This is a genomic window from Parapedobacter sp. (genome assembly GCF_053550995.1).
Genome location: NZ_JBMQOC010000012.1, coordinates 63,375 through 83,498 on the forward strand (window position 1 = coordinate 63,375; position 20,124 = coordinate 83,498).

Sequence of the window (20,124 nt, forward strand, 5' to 3'; positions counted from 1 at the left end):
GGTGTCCGCTCTTATTTTTGTTTCACTTGCACCCTTATCCCTTCGCTATGGCTGCTGAACTCCGGCGCATACATGCATTGGATGGTGCTGATGCCATTGGAGAAGTCGCCCGCCTGCGCCACGAATACCGGGTATTCGAACACATAAGTCCCTTTGCGCAGGTAGTCGAAGAAGAAGTTGGTCGCTACATCGCGCGTGCTTTCGTAGTAGCCCAGCCCACCTTGGTAGCGGTAACCGCTCAATACGTTGATGGGCTCGAAACAGGCCGCCCGCATATCTTTGAGGTGCACATATTCCATGTCGCGATCTACGCGCAGCTCGATCCGAACGGTTACCTTGTCGCCTATCTGTAGCGGGTTATTGGCATTGATTTCTTCCAACACCGGGCCGCGGTCAGTATTCCGCTGGATGTAAAGCTGCTTACGCAAGCTCAATGGTGTCTCGGCATTCGTGATTTTATCCAGGTCTTCGAAATATTGCCAGTACACCGCGCCCCAGGCGACGCCCTCATTCTCGGCTTTAGCCACTTTTACCGCAATGTTGCCCATGTCGGCGGTCACAGCAGGGCCTTCATACCGCTTTTTGAAGTAGCCAGTGCCCGCTTCGGTTTCCGTTTCGGTAGAGCGGATGGTTTCGTTGCCCAAGGTGATCGTTACGTCCGGCTCGTTCACTAACCAGTCACTTCCCTGCAAGAGCAGGGCATAGATGGCGTCGGCGGTCGCCTTGGTGGTATTCCAGTGTAGGGTTTGTTTCTGCTTGATGAGCCACACCTTGAGGTCGTCCACCGCTTGTTGGTCGTCTGCCACTTCGGCAAACGCCTCGATAAGCAATGCTTGTGCTTCGATGGGTGCTTCATACCACCAATAGCCATGTGGCATGGCTTTCCAATACATGCCCAGTTCGTCGTTATGCACAGCGGTTTCGCGTAGCGAAGCCATGATGGCCGCGGCCTTTTCGGTATGGTCGGCACGGTGTAGCGCCAACGCCAACTGTCCTTTCAGGTACGGGTTGAAGGCATTCCAGTAGTCGGCGGCCTGCCCCAGGAAGTAATCGTACGCCGTGCGGTTGTCCGAACGTATCGGTAAATCCGGCACGAGGCTGCGCATATAGAGGTACTGCACGTGGGTGTACCGTAGGTGTCGCTTGCTGAGGTCCATTTTATTTTTTACCAGGTAGTCGTGGTCGTTCTTCACTTCGCGGTCTACGTAATCCACCGATTGCGCTAGGATTTCGTTTGCAATTTCCGTGTGGGCGGCCTCCACGCCGAGCTGTTGCAGGCGTGCGATACCGGTAGCGATGTATTGGGTGATGTAGCGATTGCTAGACATGCCGCGGAACCAGGGGAAGCTGCCGTCGCTGAGCTGCATTTCCGCCAGTTTGGCTAAGTTTTGCTGGAGGTCCTGCGCCAGTTTGTGGTTTTCAAATAACTGGGCAATCCGGTGTTTTTGTTCCCGTTCACTCTTTGCTTCCATCACCCAGGGTGTCTCTTCCAAAAGCGCGGATTTGAGTTCCTGGTTTTTCTCCAGGTTGGAAAGGAGGGCGGTGGTATCGCTGGTTTTCCATTGTTCAAAGATGGCTTTCACCCGTGGTGCCTGGTCAACGATGTGGGCTGCCAAGGCATTTGCATAGAACCGGTTGAAGGTTTGTTCTGCACATTCATAGGGGTACTCCATCAGGTAAGGGAGTGCCTGCACGGCATACCAGGCGGGATTGCCCGTAAACTCCACCGTAAGGGCATGGTTTACGCGGCTATCGCTCGTGGTGTTCGCCAGTTTATCCAGTGTAAAGGTTTTGGAGGTATTGCCGCGTACGGGCAGGGGTAGGGTTTCGGTCACCAGCATCCGGTTGGTAATCACCGGCAGTGTGGTTTCTTCACCATCGGTAAAGTTGCCCGCTTTGGCCGAGATGCGTACCACCACGGCGTTGAAGAGGCTGTCTGGAACGGCGAATGTCCAAGCAACATCGGTACTTTGCTGTTCTGCTACCGCGAAGGACTGGTCGTCCAGGCCACTGTTCAGGGCAGAAAGCCGTTGTCCTGTCGTCGCATCCAGCAGTTCGATGTAGGCCGTACCACGCAGGGTCTCCGTGCTGATGTTGCTCACTTTTGCGCTGAAGCGGATCTGGTCGCCCTGCCGCAAAAAGCGGGGCAGGTTGGGCATCACGATCAGGTCTTTCTGGGTTTTGATTTTCCCTTCCAGGAAGCCTGTTTTCCAGTCGGTCGTGTGGGCGAAAGCCATCAGCCTCCATTCGGTGAGTGCTTCGGGCATGGTGAATTTGAAGGTTACGTTGCCCTCGGCATCCGTTTGCAGCTGGGGGAAGAAAAACGCCGTTTCTTCCAGGTTGGTGCGCAGGGAGATGGTTGGCTGTCCGGTCTCCACGGTCCCCGCGGTCTCTACCGAGCCAACAATGGCCTGTTTCTCTTGTGTCCCGTAGCCCACGACCACGACTTCATTGAGCTGATTTGCATCTTGCTGTGCGTTGGGTGCTGCCGCACTTAGGGACTCTTCGCGTACCGCTACCCCCCGGGCAGCCCCCCCGAGACCCCGGATCATGATGTTTTTATTGCGGAAAAGCTGCTTTGCGGGATAATTGAGTAACTCGTCATACCGCTTTTCGTAGTCGGTAGGTCGTGCACCATCGATGTTGTTCAACCACGGGTTGCCGGTAACGGTCTTGAATGTCCAATGGGTTCCCCACGGGTTCCCTAACCAACGGTTGGGCGTCAGCGGGTTCCAGTTCCAGCGATGCAGCCTCAGCGCATCCAGCGACGCATCGTATAGGCCCGCCAGTAGCTCAGCCGCGATGGTTTCCTTTTTGTTACCTTTGATGGTCAACTGCCATTCCTCGGCAGCCCCCGGTTGCAATTTGTCGCGGTGGGTCGCCCATTCCAGTTGAAGGTCGCGGTTCGACCAGGGTACGTCCACCCGCTGGGTGCCCTGGTATACTCGGTTGTTATGTACATACAACCACGTAAAACCCAGACCGCCGCGGTCGTCTTCATCGATGGAACGGTTTATCTGTCTACGTTCGGAAAAGGTCGTGAATTCAGGCTTCACATCGGTATTTGTCTCCAACACGTAAGTGCTGTCGAAGCCGGTTTTCACGGTAAGGTCCAACACCTCGCCCGGTTCCAGCGAGCTTTCATTCGCCCATACCAACAAGGGCTGTTGCGGTTTGGCATCCGTTGCCGGTTTAGCGGCGTAGGTATATATTTTCTCGATAATTTCATTGCCCCGTGGGTCGGCCGTGGTCAGGGTAATTACATGCCATCCCTTCGTTTGCCAGGCCGAGGCGGGGACCTCCACTGCCTGCTGTTCTGCGGTGTGGAGTGCGGTCGACCAGCTCGTTTCGCCCGTAGCCCAACTCATGTAATTGGATTCATTGGCATACTCATCATCTGGGAAGAGCTGCCTGAACTCCTGTTCGGTCATGGTATACCGATCGGGTTTCTCCCACATCCGTTCGCGGTACAGCTTGCCCGGAAAGGTGAGCGGTGCAACGGATATGGCCACGTCGGCCGGTGTGGGGATACCATTCAGGTTTTGGGTAGTTATGGTCAGCCGATTTTCCTGGCTCGCATCAAGCTGCCGGGGCATGGAGGCGTTGAGCAGTAAGGAACGGTATCCCGCCTGTATTGTCTGGCTGCCGCTTTGCGTCTCGCCATTGATGTCGGTTACATCGGCATACACGCTGTACATGAACACCGGTAACGTGTGCGGGTCGATTTGCTTGTCGGGGATGGTGGTGAACGTCACTTCAAACGAACCATCGGCCTGGGTCTGTACGGTGCCATTGGCGATTTCCATTTGCGGCGACTGCGGCTGCCCCCAGCGGTAAGCGGCCCAGAAATAAGGGAACCGTGCATGCCTGACCACGCGGTACCTTACTGCGGCTCCATCGATGTTGCTGCCGGCATAGGCGGCGGCATGTCCCTTGAGGGTGATTTCCTCGTTAAGGGCGATGTTGGCTTTTAAGGTGTCGAATACCACTTCAAATTTGGGCCGTTTATATTCTTCGACCGCAAAGTACGCGTTACCGTTCGCGGTTTTGATATGCATTTGGCCGGTAAGTCCACTTGCTGGCGCGATGAATTTGCCAGAGAACGAACCATATCCGTTGGTGGTGAGCTCCATGGAAGCCACTTCCTGATCATTGGCATCAAGGAGGGTCACTTCGGTGGCATAGTCGGCCATCACCCGGTTGGTCGTCCCGTCGGCAGCATTTTCAACGACAATCCCCTTGAAATACACCGTTTGGCCCGGCCGGTAGATAGCGCGGTCGGTAAATAAGAACGTATGTAAGCTGGCCGTTACCTCATTTTCGTCTTCAGCACGATACGAACCGAAATAACCGTCGGTGCGCAGCGTATCGCCATGTGAAGAAAGGACAATGCGGCGGATGTTCTGCCGGCGGTTTTCTACATGGATGGTTGCTTTGCCGTCCTCATCGGTGGTTGTTTTGCCCACTACTTCGTATCTATATGCATTGAAGGTGTTGTCCCAATGCTCGTCGAGGAACGTTACTTTCGCCCCTCGGATGGGCATACCCGATTTGCGGTGCAACGCAAACAACAGATGCTGGTTTTCTAGATTGTTGGTGAGGAGGCTCAATGACGATACCTGGATGGGTGCAACCGACAGGGTTGTTTTATCCGACGAAAAGTCGGCCGTCGCCGAGGCCACGAGCAGGTAGCGACCCGTAGGCAGGGGGTCTACTTTGATTTCCGTACGGTGTTCATATAGGTCTTCGCTGCCCGGTAATGCCGTGTGCCACGACGACAGCGGCTTGCCACGCAGTAGCTTATTTTTCGTGGTGCTATTGTTCAAGTCGCGCTGCGTATTGGTGAGCCCGGTTGGCCAAGGATAAATCCGCAGGTAAACTTTGTCCAGGTTGCGGTAGTTGATGAGGACCTTGCTGTTTTCCGCCGGCAGCAATACGCTTTCTGTCTGCACCTGCAGCAATTTGCTCATCAGGATGTAGCGGAGCTGTTCGGCATTTCGGGCACCTTCCGAACCGGGGAAGCGCACGATGAGTGCGTCGAGCTGTCGAAGCATATGCTGGCGGTCTATCGAGTCTTTGCCCTGCGATTGGTTGAAATCGAATTGGAACAGCGTGACGGCAGCCTGCGCTCCCGCTGGGCTATCTGCGTAGCGCGCAGCAAGTGCCTGCAATGCCGCACGGTAGAGGCTGTCTTTATCGGGGTGGATGGAATATTGGTGCACAAACTGCAAGCGCTGCAGGTCGGCATCGATGAGTGCGTCGGGCTGTTCGTCATCCAAGTGGAAGGCCAATAACTGTTGGTACGTATGTAAAGCGCGGAAATGCAGCGCTTCGGGGGTGGCTGGGTTCACCTTTACCTCGGCCAGCCGCGCGGCCGGCTCAAACCATAGCTTCCCGTCGATTTGGAATTGGTATGCCGGTTTGATCACATCTTTCTCGTCGTTCTGGAAGAAGCCGATGGCCCGGAAAGCGAGGAGGTCATATAAGGTAGGCCGCAGCCGACGTGTATTTATTCCCTCTGTAAGCATGGGTGCGTAGCGTTCCACGGGGATAGCTTTAAGGGCTTCACTATTGAGGATGGACACTTGGTACAGGTCGCTGGCTTTGGCAATCAATGAGGCAGCATCCCATGTGGCGATATCGACAGGCGGCTCGCCAAGGATGGGCGTACGGTCCAGTATAGTCCACCGGTTACGTTGATAGTATTGCCAGTAAAGTTCGGCAGCGATGCTCTGCCATAACGCCTTTTCCGGACCGTCAGAAACCCGGATCATCGAATCGGCTTGCTGAATGGCGAATGTCGACTCATTTTCTGCTGTCAATGCCTCTTTGGCGATCAAAAATAACGTGGCCTTGATGGTGTTGGCATTGTCGCCCCGCTGTTGTGCCGCAGCTTTGATTTTTCGGGCAATGGCCATTGCCGATTTTGGTAGCCCGTTAAAGGACAGGGAGTCGATGGTAGTCCATTCTTTTTGGAAGGGGTCGCCTTTGTGGTGCTGTTGTGCCATGGAGGGAGCCATTAGGAAGAGTGTGCCGGAGAGGACTAAAATCGTCGTCCGTACGGAAAAGAAACTGCGGATCATTGTGCTGTCGTGTTTGTTTTTCAAATCGATTGCTTATTGCAAACTTACTTAAATCGTCTTAAATGCGGTCATGCTGTAGACGCATTTTGTCGTACGGATGCGACAGGGTGTCGGATTCCATAAAGCATCAAGAAATAATTTTCAGCGAAATGAAGCACCAAGATCGCAACCCTCGAACAGGAGGTCGCATAGTCGGCTTACGTAATCGATGCGTTACATATAGACATTAAACTTTGGCATCACTTCTGTTGTCTTACGAGTAGTAAATTGAATGTGTACGTAAAAGATTGATGCTATGAACAAGTTATTGATTGGAATCGCTGCCCTCGCAGTTGTCGCGGGCACAACGCTAGAAGCCGACGCGCAGGGCCGGGGCAATGGCCATCGGGGCAACCATGGAAAAGAGTACGCCAAGAAGTACCATAAGCACGCCAAGGCTTTTCATAAGCAGGAGAAAGCATATTGGAAGCATGCGGAAAAGCGCGATCGCGAATATCGCAAATATTATGAAGAACGCGATCGTGAATACCGCAAGTATGCGAAGCAGCACAAATACCGCTATCGCGATCACGATGATTGGTACTATGGCGAACGTTTTCACCACCATAGCGAATATGTGTATTTCCCAAAATATCGTACTTATTATGACCCGTATCGGCGCGGATATGTGTACCGTAGGAATAACGCTTGGGTATTTGCCCAAACCATGCCATCGTTTATGGTGGGGCTAAACATCGGCGCATTGAATGTGCAATTTATGGCTAATATGCCCCTATAAACCTAAGTTTGATGAATCGAACGCAGGCTTATTAGGAAGCCCGTATATTTTTGGATAAGGGCACCGAGTGATTACTCGGTGCCCTTTCTCTTTTAAAACGTTGCAATTAAAGTTGTATTTCGAAACAGCTTTGGCTAAGTTTGTGTAAAGCAAACTCCATCATGAAGGCAAACCCAGTTGTAGCCATTATTGCCGTTGCGTATGTCCTTGTATCGTGTACAAGCGGGGAGAAGCGGGCCGATACAGCCACTTCGCTCGACCCGATGATCCATGCCATATTGGAAGACACCACTAGCTTCTACTATGTGGATGTACACGATTACCCCACAGATGAAACCCTTCCTATTGGCATCTTCGATTCCGGTACGGGTGGTTTGACCGTGATGGATGCTTTGGTGAGATATGATGCATATGACAACGAAAGCCAGCTAACCGGCGGCGACGGCCACCCCGATTTCAGTAAAGAGCAGTTCATTTACCTTGCAGACCAAGCCAATATGCCTTATGGCAACTACTATAGCGAGCGTAAATCGGATTTGCTGGTTGAGCACGTATTGAAAGATGCTCAATTCCTGCTGTCGGAGAAATATTATCCCGATGCGTCAGCAGTTAACTTTGTAACAGGTAAACAACGGGTAAAGGCCATTGTCATTGCGTGCAATACGGCCACAGCATATGCCAAGGAAGACGTGGAAGCCCTCATCCAGGAATCCGGATTGGATATTCCGGTCATTGGGGTAATCGATGCCGGCGCACGCGGTGTATTGGACGTATTTGAAAAAGACGAAGATGGTGCCATCGGCGTCTTCGCCACTGTGGGTACCATTGCTTCGAAGGGCTACGAGCGTACGATCATGGAATGGAAGGACCGCCTGGGCTATCGCGGCGACATCCAGATATACAACCAAGGGGGGTACGGGGTGGCCGAAGCGGTGGACCGTGAACCGGGCTTTATCAGTTCGGTTGCCGACCAGCCCCGTGAAGATTATTTGGGGCCGTCGTTCAACCATGGCCAGTATCCCATCGAAAAAGCGTTGATGGACAGTTACAGGTTTGATTTTTCGGGCAACAAAATGTTGTGTGGCTCCCGAGGTGGCGAAGACTGTAATGTGTTGCAGATCAATTCCGCCGATAATTACATCCGTTACCACTTGGTGTCCTTGCTGGAACAGCTGCGTACTACCGCTGGTGCACATCCGCTTAAAGCATTGGTGCTCGGTTGTACCCACTATCCATATCTCACGGGCGATATCCGCCGTACATTAGATGAGTTGTATGCCTACCAACGGGATGGTGAATATGTGTACCGCCATGTGATGGCCCCGGAGATACAATTGATCGATCCCGCCGAAAACGTAGCCGCGGAACTGCATAGCTACCTAGCCCAGAACGCACAGTTCAATCCGAGCGGAAGCGTGGACAGCAGCGAGTTCTATATCGCGGTGCCCAACATGCACAATAACGAAGTGCAAACCGACGGGAAAGGGCATTTCACCTACGCTTATAAGTACGGGCGCAATGTCGGTGAAATCCAGGAATATGTTAAAGTGGTCCCTTTTAGCAAAGCTAATATCCCCGCAGAAACGCTCGGCCGCATGGGCGAACAGATCCCCGAGACATTCGGGTTGATCCGTACATTCAGCAATACGAGTGATAAAACGGTAGCCTTACCTGCGGTAAACCGCATCCGCTGATGCCAGGTATATGCCCGGCGGTATTTATTTATTCATCCAACTTTAGGTAAGTTTGCAAAAAGATCCATACATGTCCAAAACCATTATAAAGGCAGCAACCGTTGTCAATGAAGGAACGATTAAATCGTGTGATGTATTGATTGTCGATGGACGTATCGAAAAAATCGCGCCCCAGTTAGAAGAGAAATCAGCTGTCGAAATCGACGCCGAGGGGCTGCATCTGCTGCCGGGCTTGATTGATGACCAAGTGCATTTCCGTGAGCCGGGACTCACCCACAAGGCCGATATCTGGCACGAAAGCCGGGCGGCCGTGGCGGGTGGCACTACGTCGTTCATGGAAATGCCCAATACCGTTCCCAATACGCTCACACAAGGGCTCCTGCAAGATAAGTATGATATCGCCGCGCGGCAGTCGCTGGCCAACTATTCCTTCTATATGGGGGCTGCCAACGACAACATTGATGAAGTGCTCCGTACCGACCCGCAACGCGTATGTGGTATCAAGGTGTTCATGGGGTCATCCACAGGCAACATGTTGGTGGACGATGAATATACGCTCGAAGGCATCTTTGCCAATTCGCCCATACTCATCGCCACGCATTGCGAAGATGAAGTCACCATCCGGCAGAATTTGGCTCGGTATGAAGGTACCTATGGCGATAACCTCACGCCCGATATGCATCCCCTCATCCGGTCGGCCGAAGCATGCTATATTTCCTCTTCGCGGGCGGTAGACCTAGCCAAAAAGCACGGTACGCGGCTCCACATCCTACATATTTCCACAGCGGAAGAGACCCACTTATTTGAAAAAGGTGTGCCACTTGCCAGCAAACGGATCACCGCCGAGGCATGCATCCACCATTTGTGGTTCAGCGATGCCGATTACGCAGAAAAAGGTAATTTTATCAAATGGAACCCGGCTGTGAAGACAGCGGCCGACCGCCAAGGTATATTGGCGGCGGTGCTTGATGGACGAATAGATGTTATCGCCACCGATCATGCACCGCATACATTGGCGGAGAAATCACAACCCTATAGCAAGGCCCCTTCAGGCGGCCCATTGGTGCAGCATGCGCTGCAAGCACTCCTGGATATGTACCACGATGGCGGACTGACGCTCGAACAGTTGGTGCAGAAGACCGCCCACGATGTGGCGACCTGCTTCCAAGTGGCCGAGCGCGGTTTTATCCGTGAAGGGTATTGGGCCGACCTCGTGTTGGTCGACCTCGAAAGACCGTATACGGTACGCCGGGATAATATCCTCTCGAAGTGTGGATGGTCGCCGTTTGAAGGGCACACATTTGCCTCAACGGTCACCCACACCTGGGTATCGGGGCAGTTAGTATATGAAGAGGGAAAATTATTGGAAAAAGGCAGCGGCCAACGGCTATCGTTTGATCGCTAGCTCCATTCGTAAAGCAAATATGGATAAACGCACCTTTATCAAAACATTGGGCCTGGGCATGGCAGCATTGCCGGTGTCCACCAGCGGTCCGGCGCTCGTACCCCATTACCGGCCATCCATCCTTCCACCTACTATTCGCAAAGGCGATACCGTGGGCGTGATCACACCGTCGTCGGCACTGGTCGACGACGAGGGGTATGGTATCGCTGAAGCGAACATCGAGGCATTGGGTCTCCATCTCCAATGGGGCAAACATGTGGGCAAGAAATATGGATACCTGGCCGGCAAGGACGAAGAGCGGATTGCCGACCTGCATGCCATGTTTGCCGATCCTAAGGTCAAGGCTATTGTGTGCTTGCGTGGTGGTTCGGGGGCTGCTAGGCTACTCGATAAGTTGGATTACGGGCTCATAGCGCGCCATCCGAAGATTTTTATGGGTTACAGCGACATTACGGCATTCCATCAGGCTATCCATACGCAAACGGGATTGATCAGTTTCCATGGTGCCGTAGCGAACAGCAGATGGACACCCATGGTCTTCAATCAATTCGAAGCGCTCTTCTTTGAAGGCAAACCACCTGTGTATGCTGCCAATCAGCGCCCGGTTCGAACGCTGAATCCCGGAACGGCCGAAGGAAAATTGCTGGGAGGCAACCTTACCGTGCTGACCGGCTTAGCGGGCTCCCGCTATTATCCCGATTTTTCCGATAGTATCCTCTTTCTGGAAGATATTGGAGAGGAACCGTACCGCATTGATCGGATGTTCAGCCAATTGGCGCTATCGGGTGCGCTGCAGCGTATCAAAGGGTTCGTTTTCGGACGGTGCTCCGATTGCGAAGCGTCGAATCCAGGCAACTCGTTGACATTGGACCAGATATTGGACGACTATATCAGGCCGCTGGGCATCCCTGCCTATCAGGGTGCACTGATTGGACATATGGATGAGCAGTTTATCCTGCCCGTGGGCGCCAGGGTACGGATAGACGCGGATAAAGGGTCTATCCACGTTGTTGAAAACATTTTTGCCGCAGGCTAGTTAATTTTACCATGAAGCTTGTTATCCATTTATTGACTATTGTCTTGATTTCGACGGCCTGCGAAGGGGTAGGCCAAAGCTGGATGATTTATGAGCCGGATACGGCCATGCTGGCAAAGGCTTATGAAACCTATCGCGAAGCGTCTATCAGGCACCGTCGCTTCAAACATGCCGACATCGAGCCGCTTATTCTGAAACGGCAGGGGAGTGAGGTTTTCGAGGTCACGAAGTTGGGTGTTTCCGTACTCAAAAAGCCCATCTATCAACTGCGGTATGGCAACGGCCCTAAGCGGGTGATGTTATGGTCGCAGATGCATGGCAATGAACCCACCGCCACCATGGCCCTGATGGATCTGTTTAACTTCCTCGAAGCATCAGGCGATGGTATGGACAGCATACGCAACTTGCTGAAAAGCAAGACCAGCCTCTATTTTATCCCCATGCTGAACCCCGACGGTGCGGATGTATACACACGCCGCAATGCGATGGACGTGGATCTCAACCGCGATGCCCGTTCGGGAGCCACCGTGGAAGGACGTATACTGATTAATGCGGCGGAAACCGTGGATCCCGATTATGGGTTCAACCTGCACGACATGCATATTTATTACAATATGCCCGGTACACCCACACCCGTCACCATCGCGCTACTGGCACCCGCATACAATGCCGAGCGTGAAGTCAACGACGTGCGTGGCGATGCAATGAAGATCGCCGCCGGTATCAACCAGCTGTTGCAGGGCTATGTGCCGGGGGGTGTTGCAAAATATGACGATACCTACTCGCCGCGGGCGTTCGGCGACAACTTCCAAACCTGGGGTACACGCACCGTGCTGATCGAGTCGGGGGGATACAAAGGAGACCCTGAAAAACAATTCATCCGTAAGCTAAATTTTATGGCCATCCTCAATGCGCTTATTGAAATTGCCCAGGGCAGCTATGCGCAATATGACATCGAAACCTATAAGTCGATTCCGTATAGCGATGCCAAACTATCGGATGTTCTTCTACGGCACGTAAGCGTTTCGCGCGATTCGATGGAGTATACCGTTGATTTGTCCATCAACCGCAATGAGCGTACGGTAGATCGTGACTATTATGTACAGTCGAGCATCAGCGACGTGGGTGATCTGGGTGAAAATTTCGGTTATACCGAATTGGATGCCGTAGGCCTCCATTTCATGCCGGGCAAGATTTATCCCAAGGTATATGACCACCTTGATGAGGTGTCGTTGGCGCAGGCGATGGAACTGTTGAGGCAGGGGTACTGTGCGATCCAATTGGCAAAGATGCCCGAGGGTCGTTTCCATGGATTGCCGTTGGTGGCCTTTTCGGAGCAAGCACCCAGTGCCGCTAGCCCACATCTGGGTAGGGCAGCTAATTTTTTCCTCGCGAAAGAAGGTAAACCGGTGTATGCCGTGGTCAACGGTTACCTGATCGATCTCTCGACCACGCCACGGGAAACGTTTAAAAACTACGTACAATAATGAGGGGTCGATTTTCAATGATGATCGACCAATCGGATGGCAAACTGTTGGATACGCGGGGTACGCTCGGGACTCAACGTGAAATGTATCCGTATGTCGCTGTGCTCACCCTCCACGAGGAAGGTACCACGTAGGCCGTTTTCGGCCACGATTTCATGCACCTTTCCCAGTTTGCCTGCTTTGGCGAATATTGCGGTACTTTCCGCTCGGAGCCTATCGATATAGTTGTCGAGAAAGAAATTGATGGCAAAAATATCGCTCTCTTCGGCACCTTCCCAATCCGGGAGAAAACCCATGAGCTCTTGTTGTCGCTGCTTCAGCACCGCGCTCACGGCCACGGGCTGTGGTAACAGTTGTGTCAATTTGATGACTTCCTTGGCCACTTGGGTGTTCACTGCTGTCGTGGGGGCATAAGTGACGTTGCTGAAACAGATGATACCCAACCCATAATCGGGTAATATCAACCAATTGCTACCGAAGCCAGGCAGTCCGCCACTGTGGCCAACCGTGGTTATGTTGTCACAATCTTGCGTCCACCGCAGTCCGTAGCCATATGCCGACGTTATCGGGCACCCGCTACTGGTAGATAGGCTGTTGAAGGCCCACGGTCGTTGCATTTCTCGAAGGGACGAACGGTGAATCGGCCCAGCGTCATCGCCATCGCGTGCCGGCCACGCACCGAGATGAAGTGCTGTGTAGTTGGCGAAGTCAGTGATGGAGGTCATCAATCCGCCCATAGCGCCATAAGCACCGTCATGGAGCATGGGTTGTTTCACCCACTCTTCATCCACCCAGCGGTAGCCAATGGCTAACAGGCTGTCTGGCACATTCTTATATTCCCAATAAGTATTGCCCATACCGAGCGGCTTAAGGATATGGGTGGTGATATACGCATCGAACCGTTGGCCGGAGACCCTCCTGATGATTTCGCCCAACAACGCATAGCCGGTATTGCTGTATTCGTAGGCCACGCCCGGTGCGTTGGAAAAGGAGAAGCCGTTGCGTATCAATGCTAGGAATTCCATATCGTCGATTTCAAGCTGCCGATCGCCCCATGGGTTGTCTTCCGGGAGGCCGGCGGTATGGGTAAGCAGTTGGCGGATGGTCATTGGGGGCGAATCCGTTGTCGGCAAGCGTTGTGCCTTAAGCTCCGGTATATGGGCGGTCACAAGGTCATCCAAGCGGAGTTTACCGGCGTCGCGCAGCTGTAGGATGGCTGCGGCCGTGAAACTTTTGGTCATCGATGCGATACGGAATACCGACTGGGGCGTTACGGCAATCTGTCGCTCCATATCGATATAACCCATGGTGCCCATATGCACCATCTCGCCCCGGTACACAATGGCGTATGCCAAGCCCGGAGAATGATGTTTGGTTGCAAAGGCGTCGTAAATGCTATCGATAACGCGGGCAGCCCGGTGGAAGCGACGAGGGGCATCACCCATTTGCGCATAACTCCCCGTGACGGACATGGCTATTAGCATCGAAAATACACTGCTTTTTAAAGTTTTTTGTATGGCTAGCATAATGAAGGATTGAATGTTTATCAAAGTTAGCGATTTTTAGTATAACGGTTGAACAACCCCTAAATCACCGAATAGCGGATTTAGACCGTTGGCAAAAAAAAGCAGATGACCCAATCAGGCAGATTTTTGATAACTTTATCGTTGAATTATTTATAAATCTATTACAATGTCGATGTGGAAAACAATAGTTGGCTTTTTGTGTCTAGGTGGTGGGGTTTCGTGTGCTGTTGGACAGACGGTAGATAGCGGCAAGCCGTATTCGGCGGTAAAAGGTGCTGACGAACTCGTGCTGAGCAATCGGGAGGGGAATCCGTTAGTTACGTATAGATACACCGTAAAACCCCCGCCGCCGGGCGTGGATGCCGCCTATGGTCGTGCCGGATACATCCATCCCCTGCAGACCATTTCGGGCAAAGTGCTTACCCATATCCAGCCGGCAGACCACTACCACCATTATGGCCTGTGGAACCCGTGGACACATGTGGAATACAAAGGGAAAATGTATGATCTGTGGAACATCGGCGACAAAAAGGGGACAGTGCGCTTTGTGGAATTTGCCGAAATTTTCCAAGATACGAAGCATGCTGGCTTTGAAGCGGTGCACGATCACGTCGTCTTCGACGACGGCCGGGAGACCGTCATCATGAGGGAAAATTGGCGTATCGCAATTTCGCAATTGGATGCAAATCGCTACGCGATGGACATCCGGTCTACGCTGGTTCCCGTAACCGATGCTGATGTGGTGCTCAAGGAATACCGTTACGCCGGATTGGGATTCCGGGCTACCCCCGAATGGACCAACAAGAACAGTGGTGTACTTACATCTACCGGTAAAACCCGCAAGGATGCCGATGGGTCGCTCGAACGTTGGACCATCATGTCCGGCCAATTGGGAGATAGTAGGGGCGGTGTGCTTTTCCTATCCCATCCCGATAATTATAATTTTCCGGAGCCGGTGCGTATATGGCCGGTAGACGCCAATGGTGGCCGGGGAGATCAGTTTTTCAACTTTTCGCCCACCAAGAACATGGACTGGGTGCTGGAGGCAGGTAAAGCGTATACTTTGCAATACCGGCTTGTTGTTTTCGACGGCTCGTTATCGGCCGATGAAGCCGAGCAGTTATGGCAGTCTTTCGCCCACTAATCCGCTTGATATTTGATGGAAACAAAAACTTATAGAACAACGATGAAATTTGGTTTTTTATTACGGACGACTCGCGCGGCACTATTATGCTTGCCACTCTTGTTTTTTGCACACGCATTACGCGCACAATCGGTGAACTGGAAAAAAGTAAAGGTGTTGGTTTATACCAAAAACGGCGAGGGGTTTGTGCATGATAATATCGAGAACTCCATCATTGCCCTGAAAGCATTGGGTGAACAACACGGGTTTTCGGTCGACGCCACCGAAGACCCATCCGTATTTACGGATGAGAATCTGAAACAATACGACGCATTGGTCTTTTCCAATACGAATAATGATGTTTTCGATACCGATGCACAACGCGTGGCCCTGATGCGCTATATCCAAGCGGGAGGTGGTTTCGTGGGCATACATTCGGCATCGGGCACCGAGCGTAAGTGGAAATGGTTTAAGCAGCTATTGGGGGCGACCTTCTATTGGCACGATAAATACCAGCCATTTACGGTCAACATCATCGATGCCAAGCACCCCTCGGTGGCGCATCTGCCGCGAAAATGGGTGCGCGTGAAAGGCGATGAGTTTTACTACCTTAAGCAAATGAATGTAAACCTGCATGTTGTGGCGGTGAATGACGCTACCACATTGGCCGGTGAAAATGCCCGTCGCCTTGATACATTCGGTGATGTGTTCCCTTCAGTTTGGTGCCATGAGTTCGATGGGGGCCGGTCATGGTACACCTCGTTGGGACACGGCAAGGAAGACTATATGGATGAGGAATTCCGGAGACACCTCCTCGGTGGCATTGAATGGGTGGTGAAGGGAACTAAAAAAAGAGATTACAGCAAAGCGTATGCAACAACCCCGCTAGATGAAGTAAGGGAGCGTTGAACGGATTCAATAAAAGCAAAATATCAGTAGATCATGGATAAACAAAAAAAACAACTCAATAGGCGGACGTTCATCAAGCAATCGGCCGGTGGAGCCGCGGTGCTGGCAGCGGCATCTGTATTCCCCACCATCGTACCCGCATCGGTATTTGGAAAGAACGCACCGAGCAACCGTATCCAAATCGGACAGATCGGCTTCGGCCGGATTGCGAAATCGCATGATCTGCCCGAGGTATTGAAACACGATTATGTGCGCGTCATAGCCGTGGCCGATGTGGATAGCCACAGGGCAGCAGCGGGCAAGGAATGGTTGGAACAGCAACAGGCGGAGAAAAATGGTGGGAAGTCGCCAGTAGATGTAAAAACATATGGCGATTACCGCGACCTGATTGCCAATAAAGAGATAGACGCCGTAGTCATCAGTACACCGGATCATTGGCATGCGCAACCCGCTATGGAGGCCGCTATCGCAGGGAAACATGTTTATTTGCAGAAACCCACGTCGCTCACCATCCAGGAAGGGCGGATGATGGCCGATACGGTAGCGCGTAAAGGGGTGGTTTTCCAGCTGGGTAGCCAGCAGCGCTCTATGCATCCATGGCCCCAGTTCAAACGGACATGTGAGTTGGTGCGCAATGGCCGTATCGGAACGATTAAGCGGGTCATCGTTGGGCTTCCGGGCGACCCGGCAGGGGGGAACCCCATCGAGATGCCTGTGCCCGAAAATCTCGATTATGAACGCTGGTTGGGGTCTACACCCCTCGTCCCTTATACACTCGATAGAGTACACTCCCAAACCGATATTTACGATCGCCCCGGTTGGTTACGATGCGAGCAGTTCGGCGCAGGTATGATTACGGGTTGGGGATCTCATCATCTCGACATAGCCCATTGGGGGCTCGGAACCGAGTTGAGTGGACCGTTGGAAGCCGAAGGTTGGGCAACGTTCCCCACGAGTGGCCTTTGGAATGTACACGGTGATTTTGAAGTACAGATGCTATATCCGAACGATGTGGTGATGCAGATTAGCGGAAAGAACCCCAACGGCGTCCGATTTGAAGGGACGGAAGGGTGGATTTTCGTGTCACGGGGCAATGTAGGCGTTACGGCAACCGACCCGGGTGCGGCCGATGGCAAAGAGAACGAGGCTTTCAAGGCAAGCGACAATAAGATACTCCAATCCGTTATCGGCGACAATGAAACCAAACTCTATGAGAGCCCCGAGCAACACCAGAACTGGTTGGAGTGTATCCGTAACGGTAAGCAAACCATTAGCCATGTAGAGATTGCGCACCGCTCCGGTTCGGCCTGCTTAATTGCCCATGCGGCAATGAAGCTGCGCCGCAAACTTCGGTGGGACGCGAAAAAGGAACGATTTATTGGCGACGAGGAGGCCAACGCGATGCTTTCCCGCCCGCAGCGGTTCCCTTATGGTACATCCTATGTGAAGGGGTAATCTTAGTCGATAATTCATAGCTGTTAACACCTAGCCATTGTCTATGGTAATAGGCCGAGATAAAAACAGAATAGATGAGACCTGCATAAGTTGCTATAAATAATAGATTATGAATGATTTGAGCAAGTTTTATCACTGCAAAAAACAAATTTAATCAGATGGAAAAACAAATCGCATGGGTTGTTTTAATGGCTGTGGTATGCTTTTCGGCATGCGGCCCACGCAAAGATGATATGCAACGCAAGGAAGTCCAATTGATAACCGTGGCACCTGGCCATTTCCACGCGGCGTTGGTGCAGAAAAGCATGTATCCGCAAGTGGATAGTATCGTCCACGTCTATGCGCCCCAAGGCACCGAGCTAGCGGCCCACCTCGCATTGATCGATCAATACAATACGCGCGGCGAAGCGCCAACACGGTGGGATGAGGTAGTCTACACGGGACCTGATTTCCTAGCCAAGATGTTGGAAGACCGGAAAGGCAACGTGGTCGTATTGGCAGGGAACAACCGCGATAAAATCGATTACATCACGCGGTCGGTCGATGCCGGGTTGAATGTACTGGCAGATAAACCCATGGCCATCAATCCCGAAGGTTTTTCGAAATTGGTGGATGCTTTTGCCAAGGCGGATGAGCAAGATGTTTTGCTTTACGACATCATGACCGAACGCTACGAAATCAATACGATGCTACAAAAGGAACTTTCGCAGGTTGATGGTTTTTTCGGTGGGTTAGAAAAAGGTACGCTGGATGATCCTGCTATTACCAAAGAGAGTGTACACCATTTCTTTAAAGAAGTATCGGGGAAGCCACTGGTGCGCCCCGTATGGTTTTACGATACGCAGCAGCAAGGAGAAGGATTGGTTGATGTAACTACCCATTTGGTTGATATGGTGCAATGGGAGAGCTTTCCCGGCGAGATCATCGATTATAAACAGGATATCCAGCTGATATCGGCTAAGCGGTGGCCAACGATACTGTCGCCAGCCCAGTTTGAGCGTTCGACGGGACAGAAAGACATCCCAGCGTTCCTTGAAAAATCGGTTGGCGATGATGGTAATATGGCCGTATTTGCCAATGGCGAAATCAACTACACCCTGAAAGGAGTACACGCCAAGGTGTCGGTCATTTGGAACTTCGAGGCCCCGCAGGGCACAGGCGATACCCACTATTCGATCATGCGGGGGAAATATGCCGACCTCATCATCAAGCAGGGCGCTGAAGAGCAGTATAAGCCCGTGCTGTATGTCGAATCGACTGGCGAAAGGGATGTCAAAACATTTGAGGCAAACCTTGCCCACGCCATTGAACAATTGGGTGCCACTTACAAGGGATTGGCGTTCGAAGAGATAGCCCCCGGCCGGTACCGGATTAGCGTGGATCCATCTTTGGTGACCACCCATGAGGAGCATTTTGCACAGGTGACCGAAAAGTACCTCGGATTCCTCCAATCGGGTACGATGCCCGAATGGGAGGTGCCCAATATGATTGCTAAATATTATTTAACGACAAAGGCCCTTACGGAAGCGGAAACGGTAGCGGCCCCATAAAAGGGCCGCACCGTTGAGCTAACCGGCCGCTGGCCCATTTAAACGTATACCAATACCCGGTGTTGGCGGCAATACCACTTTACCGTCTGTCACTTCCATTCCGCGGTATGCATCGTTGCTGATCAGGAGTGCCCCGTCAAGGTCGGCCCAATCGACCACTGGCGACAATTGGGCGGCCGCTGAAATGGCACATGACGTCTCGGTCATGCATCCCAGCATCACCTTCATGCCAAGCGCCTTTGCCAGTTCGGCCATTTGGTGTGCTTCGCGCATACCGGTGCATTTCATCAACTTGATGTTGATGCCGCTGTATACGCCAAACGCCCCGCGCACATCTTCGAGGCGCTGCACGGCTTCGTCGGCGACCGTGGGTATGGGGCTGTTTTCGGTAAGCCATGCGTTATCGTCCACCTCCTCTTTCGGCATGGGCTGCTCAAGAAATACAACACCACGATCGGCCAGCCAATGCGCCATTTCGAGTCCCTCTTCCCGATGTCTCCACCCTTGATTTACATCGGCGCAGAGTGGCTTGTCCGTTACTTCGCGGATGGTCTCGATCATCATCTTGTCTGTATCGAGCCCGAGTTTCACTTTGAGGATTTTATAAGGTTCCGCCTCGCGTACTTTCCGCCGGACGACTTCCGCGGTATCGATGCCAATAGTAAAGGACGTGTTGGGGGTATGGGCGGCATTGTAACCCCATATACGGTGCCAGGGTTGGTTCATCATTTTCCCTAACAGATCGTGCAACGCAATATCCACCGATGCTTTGGCTGCCGTGTTTTTCGGGGCTAGCTGGTCAACATAAGCCAGGATGTCCGCGGTATGGAATGGGTCGTTAAATCCCGAAAGGTCCACTCGGTTCAGAAATCGCAGTACGGTTTCATGCGATTCACCCAAATAGGGTGGCATGGACGCTTCACCGTAGCCAATAATCCCGTCGTATTCCAGCTCGACGAGCACAACGGGGGTGGTGCTGCGCGAGCCCGCAGCGATGGTGAAGACGTGGCGGAGCTCGAGGGTATAAGGCCGGTATCTAAGGGTAAACCGTCCGGACTTGCGTGTGATTGCCTGCATC

Annotated in this window: 12 protein-coding genes; 9 read left to right on the forward strand and 3 right to left on the reverse strand. The window is 52.5% G+C overall.

What is annotated here, in order from left to right:
• Window positions 1–11 precede the first annotated feature (11 nt).
• The gene (locus ACO1NT_RS01585) at window positions 12–6,083 is read right to left on the reverse strand and encodes an alpha-2-macroglobulin family protein (protein ID WP_449046603.1); all 6,072 of its coding nucleotides are present in this window, start codon (window positions 6,081–6,083) and stop codon (window positions 12–14) included.
• Between the two features lie 295 nt (window positions 6,084–6,378).
• Here ACO1NT_RS01585 and ACO1NT_RS01590 point away from each other — a divergent pair, with 295 nt between their 5' ends.
• The 5 genes from ACO1NT_RS01590 to ACO1NT_RS01610 all read left to right on the forward strand — a co-directional run bounded on the left by ACO1NT_RS01590 (window position 6,379) and on the right by ACO1NT_RS01610 (window position 12,483).
• On the forward strand, window positions 6,379–6,861 hold the full coding sequence (locus ACO1NT_RS01590) for a hypothetical protein (RefSeq protein ID WP_449046604.1): 483 nt from the start codon (window positions 6,379–6,381) through the stop codon (window positions 6,859–6,861).
• 161 nt (window positions 6,862–7,022) lie between these two features.
• Window positions 7,023–8,555: a glutamate racemase gene (locus ACO1NT_RS01595; RefSeq protein WP_449046605.1), complete on the forward strand. Its 1,533-nt coding sequence runs from the start codon at window positions 7,023–7,025 to the stop codon at window positions 8,553–8,555.
• Window positions 8,556–8,625: 70 nt separating this feature from the next.
• Window positions 8,626–9,960: a dihydroorotase gene (locus ACO1NT_RS01600; protein ID WP_449046606.1), complete on the forward strand. Its 1,335-nt coding sequence runs from the start codon at window positions 8,626–8,628 to the stop codon at window positions 9,958–9,960.
• A gap of 19 nt (window positions 9,961–9,979) precedes the next feature.
• Entirely contained in the window at window positions 9,980–10,996 is a 1,017-nt protein-coding gene (locus ACO1NT_RS01605; protein ID WP_449046608.1) for a S66 peptidase family protein, read from the forward strand.
• An 11-nt stretch (window positions 10,997–11,007) separates the two neighbouring features.
• Window positions 11,008–12,483: a M14 family zinc carboxypeptidase gene (locus tag ACO1NT_RS01610; RefSeq protein ID WP_449046610.1), complete on the forward strand. Its 1,476-nt coding sequence runs from the start codon at window positions 11,008–11,010 to the stop codon at window positions 12,481–12,483.
• Between the two features lie 14 nt (window positions 12,484–12,497).
• Here the strand turns inward: ACO1NT_RS01610 and ACO1NT_RS01615 are convergent, their stop codons facing one another.
• The gene (locus tag ACO1NT_RS01615) at window positions 12,498–13,967 is read right to left on the reverse strand and encodes a serine hydrolase domain-containing protein (RefSeq protein WP_449046612.1); all 1,470 of its coding nucleotides are present in this window, start codon (window positions 13,965–13,967) and stop codon (window positions 12,498–12,500) included.
• A gap of 214 nt (window positions 13,968–14,181) precedes the next feature.
• Here ACO1NT_RS01615 and ACO1NT_RS01620 point away from each other — a divergent pair, with 214 nt between their 5' ends.
• The 4 genes from ACO1NT_RS01620 (at window position 14,182) to ACO1NT_RS01635 (ending at window position 19,046) form a co-directional block, all read left to right on the forward strand.
• Complete coding sequence (locus tag ACO1NT_RS01620; protein ID WP_449046614.1) at window positions 14,182–15,153, forward strand: DUF6807 domain-containing protein; 972 nt, start codon at window positions 14,182–14,184, stop codon at window positions 15,151–15,153.
• A 132-nt stretch (window positions 15,154–15,285) separates the two neighbouring features.
• Entirely contained in the window at window positions 15,286–16,041 is a 756-nt protein-coding gene (locus ACO1NT_RS01625) for a ThuA domain-containing protein (RefSeq protein ID WP_449046615.1), read from the forward strand.
• 33 nt (window positions 16,042–16,074) lie between these two features.
• Window positions 16,075–17,496 carry a Gfo/Idh/MocA family protein gene (locus tag ACO1NT_RS01630; protein ID WP_449046616.1) on the forward strand — a complete coding sequence of 474 codons (1,422 nt, stop codon included), beginning with the start codon at window positions 16,075–16,077 and terminating at the stop codon, window positions 17,494–17,496.
• A gap of 158 nt (window positions 17,497–17,654) precedes the next feature.
• Window positions 17,655–19,046, forward strand: coding sequence for a putative oxidoreductase C-terminal domain-containing protein (locus ACO1NT_RS01635; RefSeq protein WP_449046617.1), 1,392 nt, complete (start codon window positions 17,655–17,657; stop codon window positions 19,044–19,046).
• An 18-nt stretch (window positions 19,047–19,064) separates the two neighbouring features.
• Here the strand turns inward: ACO1NT_RS01635 and ACO1NT_RS01640 are convergent, their stop codons facing one another.
• Entirely contained in the window at window positions 19,065–20,123 is a 1,059-nt protein-coding gene (locus ACO1NT_RS01640; protein WP_449046618.1) for a dipeptide epimerase, read from the reverse strand.
• Window position 20,124: the final 1 nt, after the last annotated feature.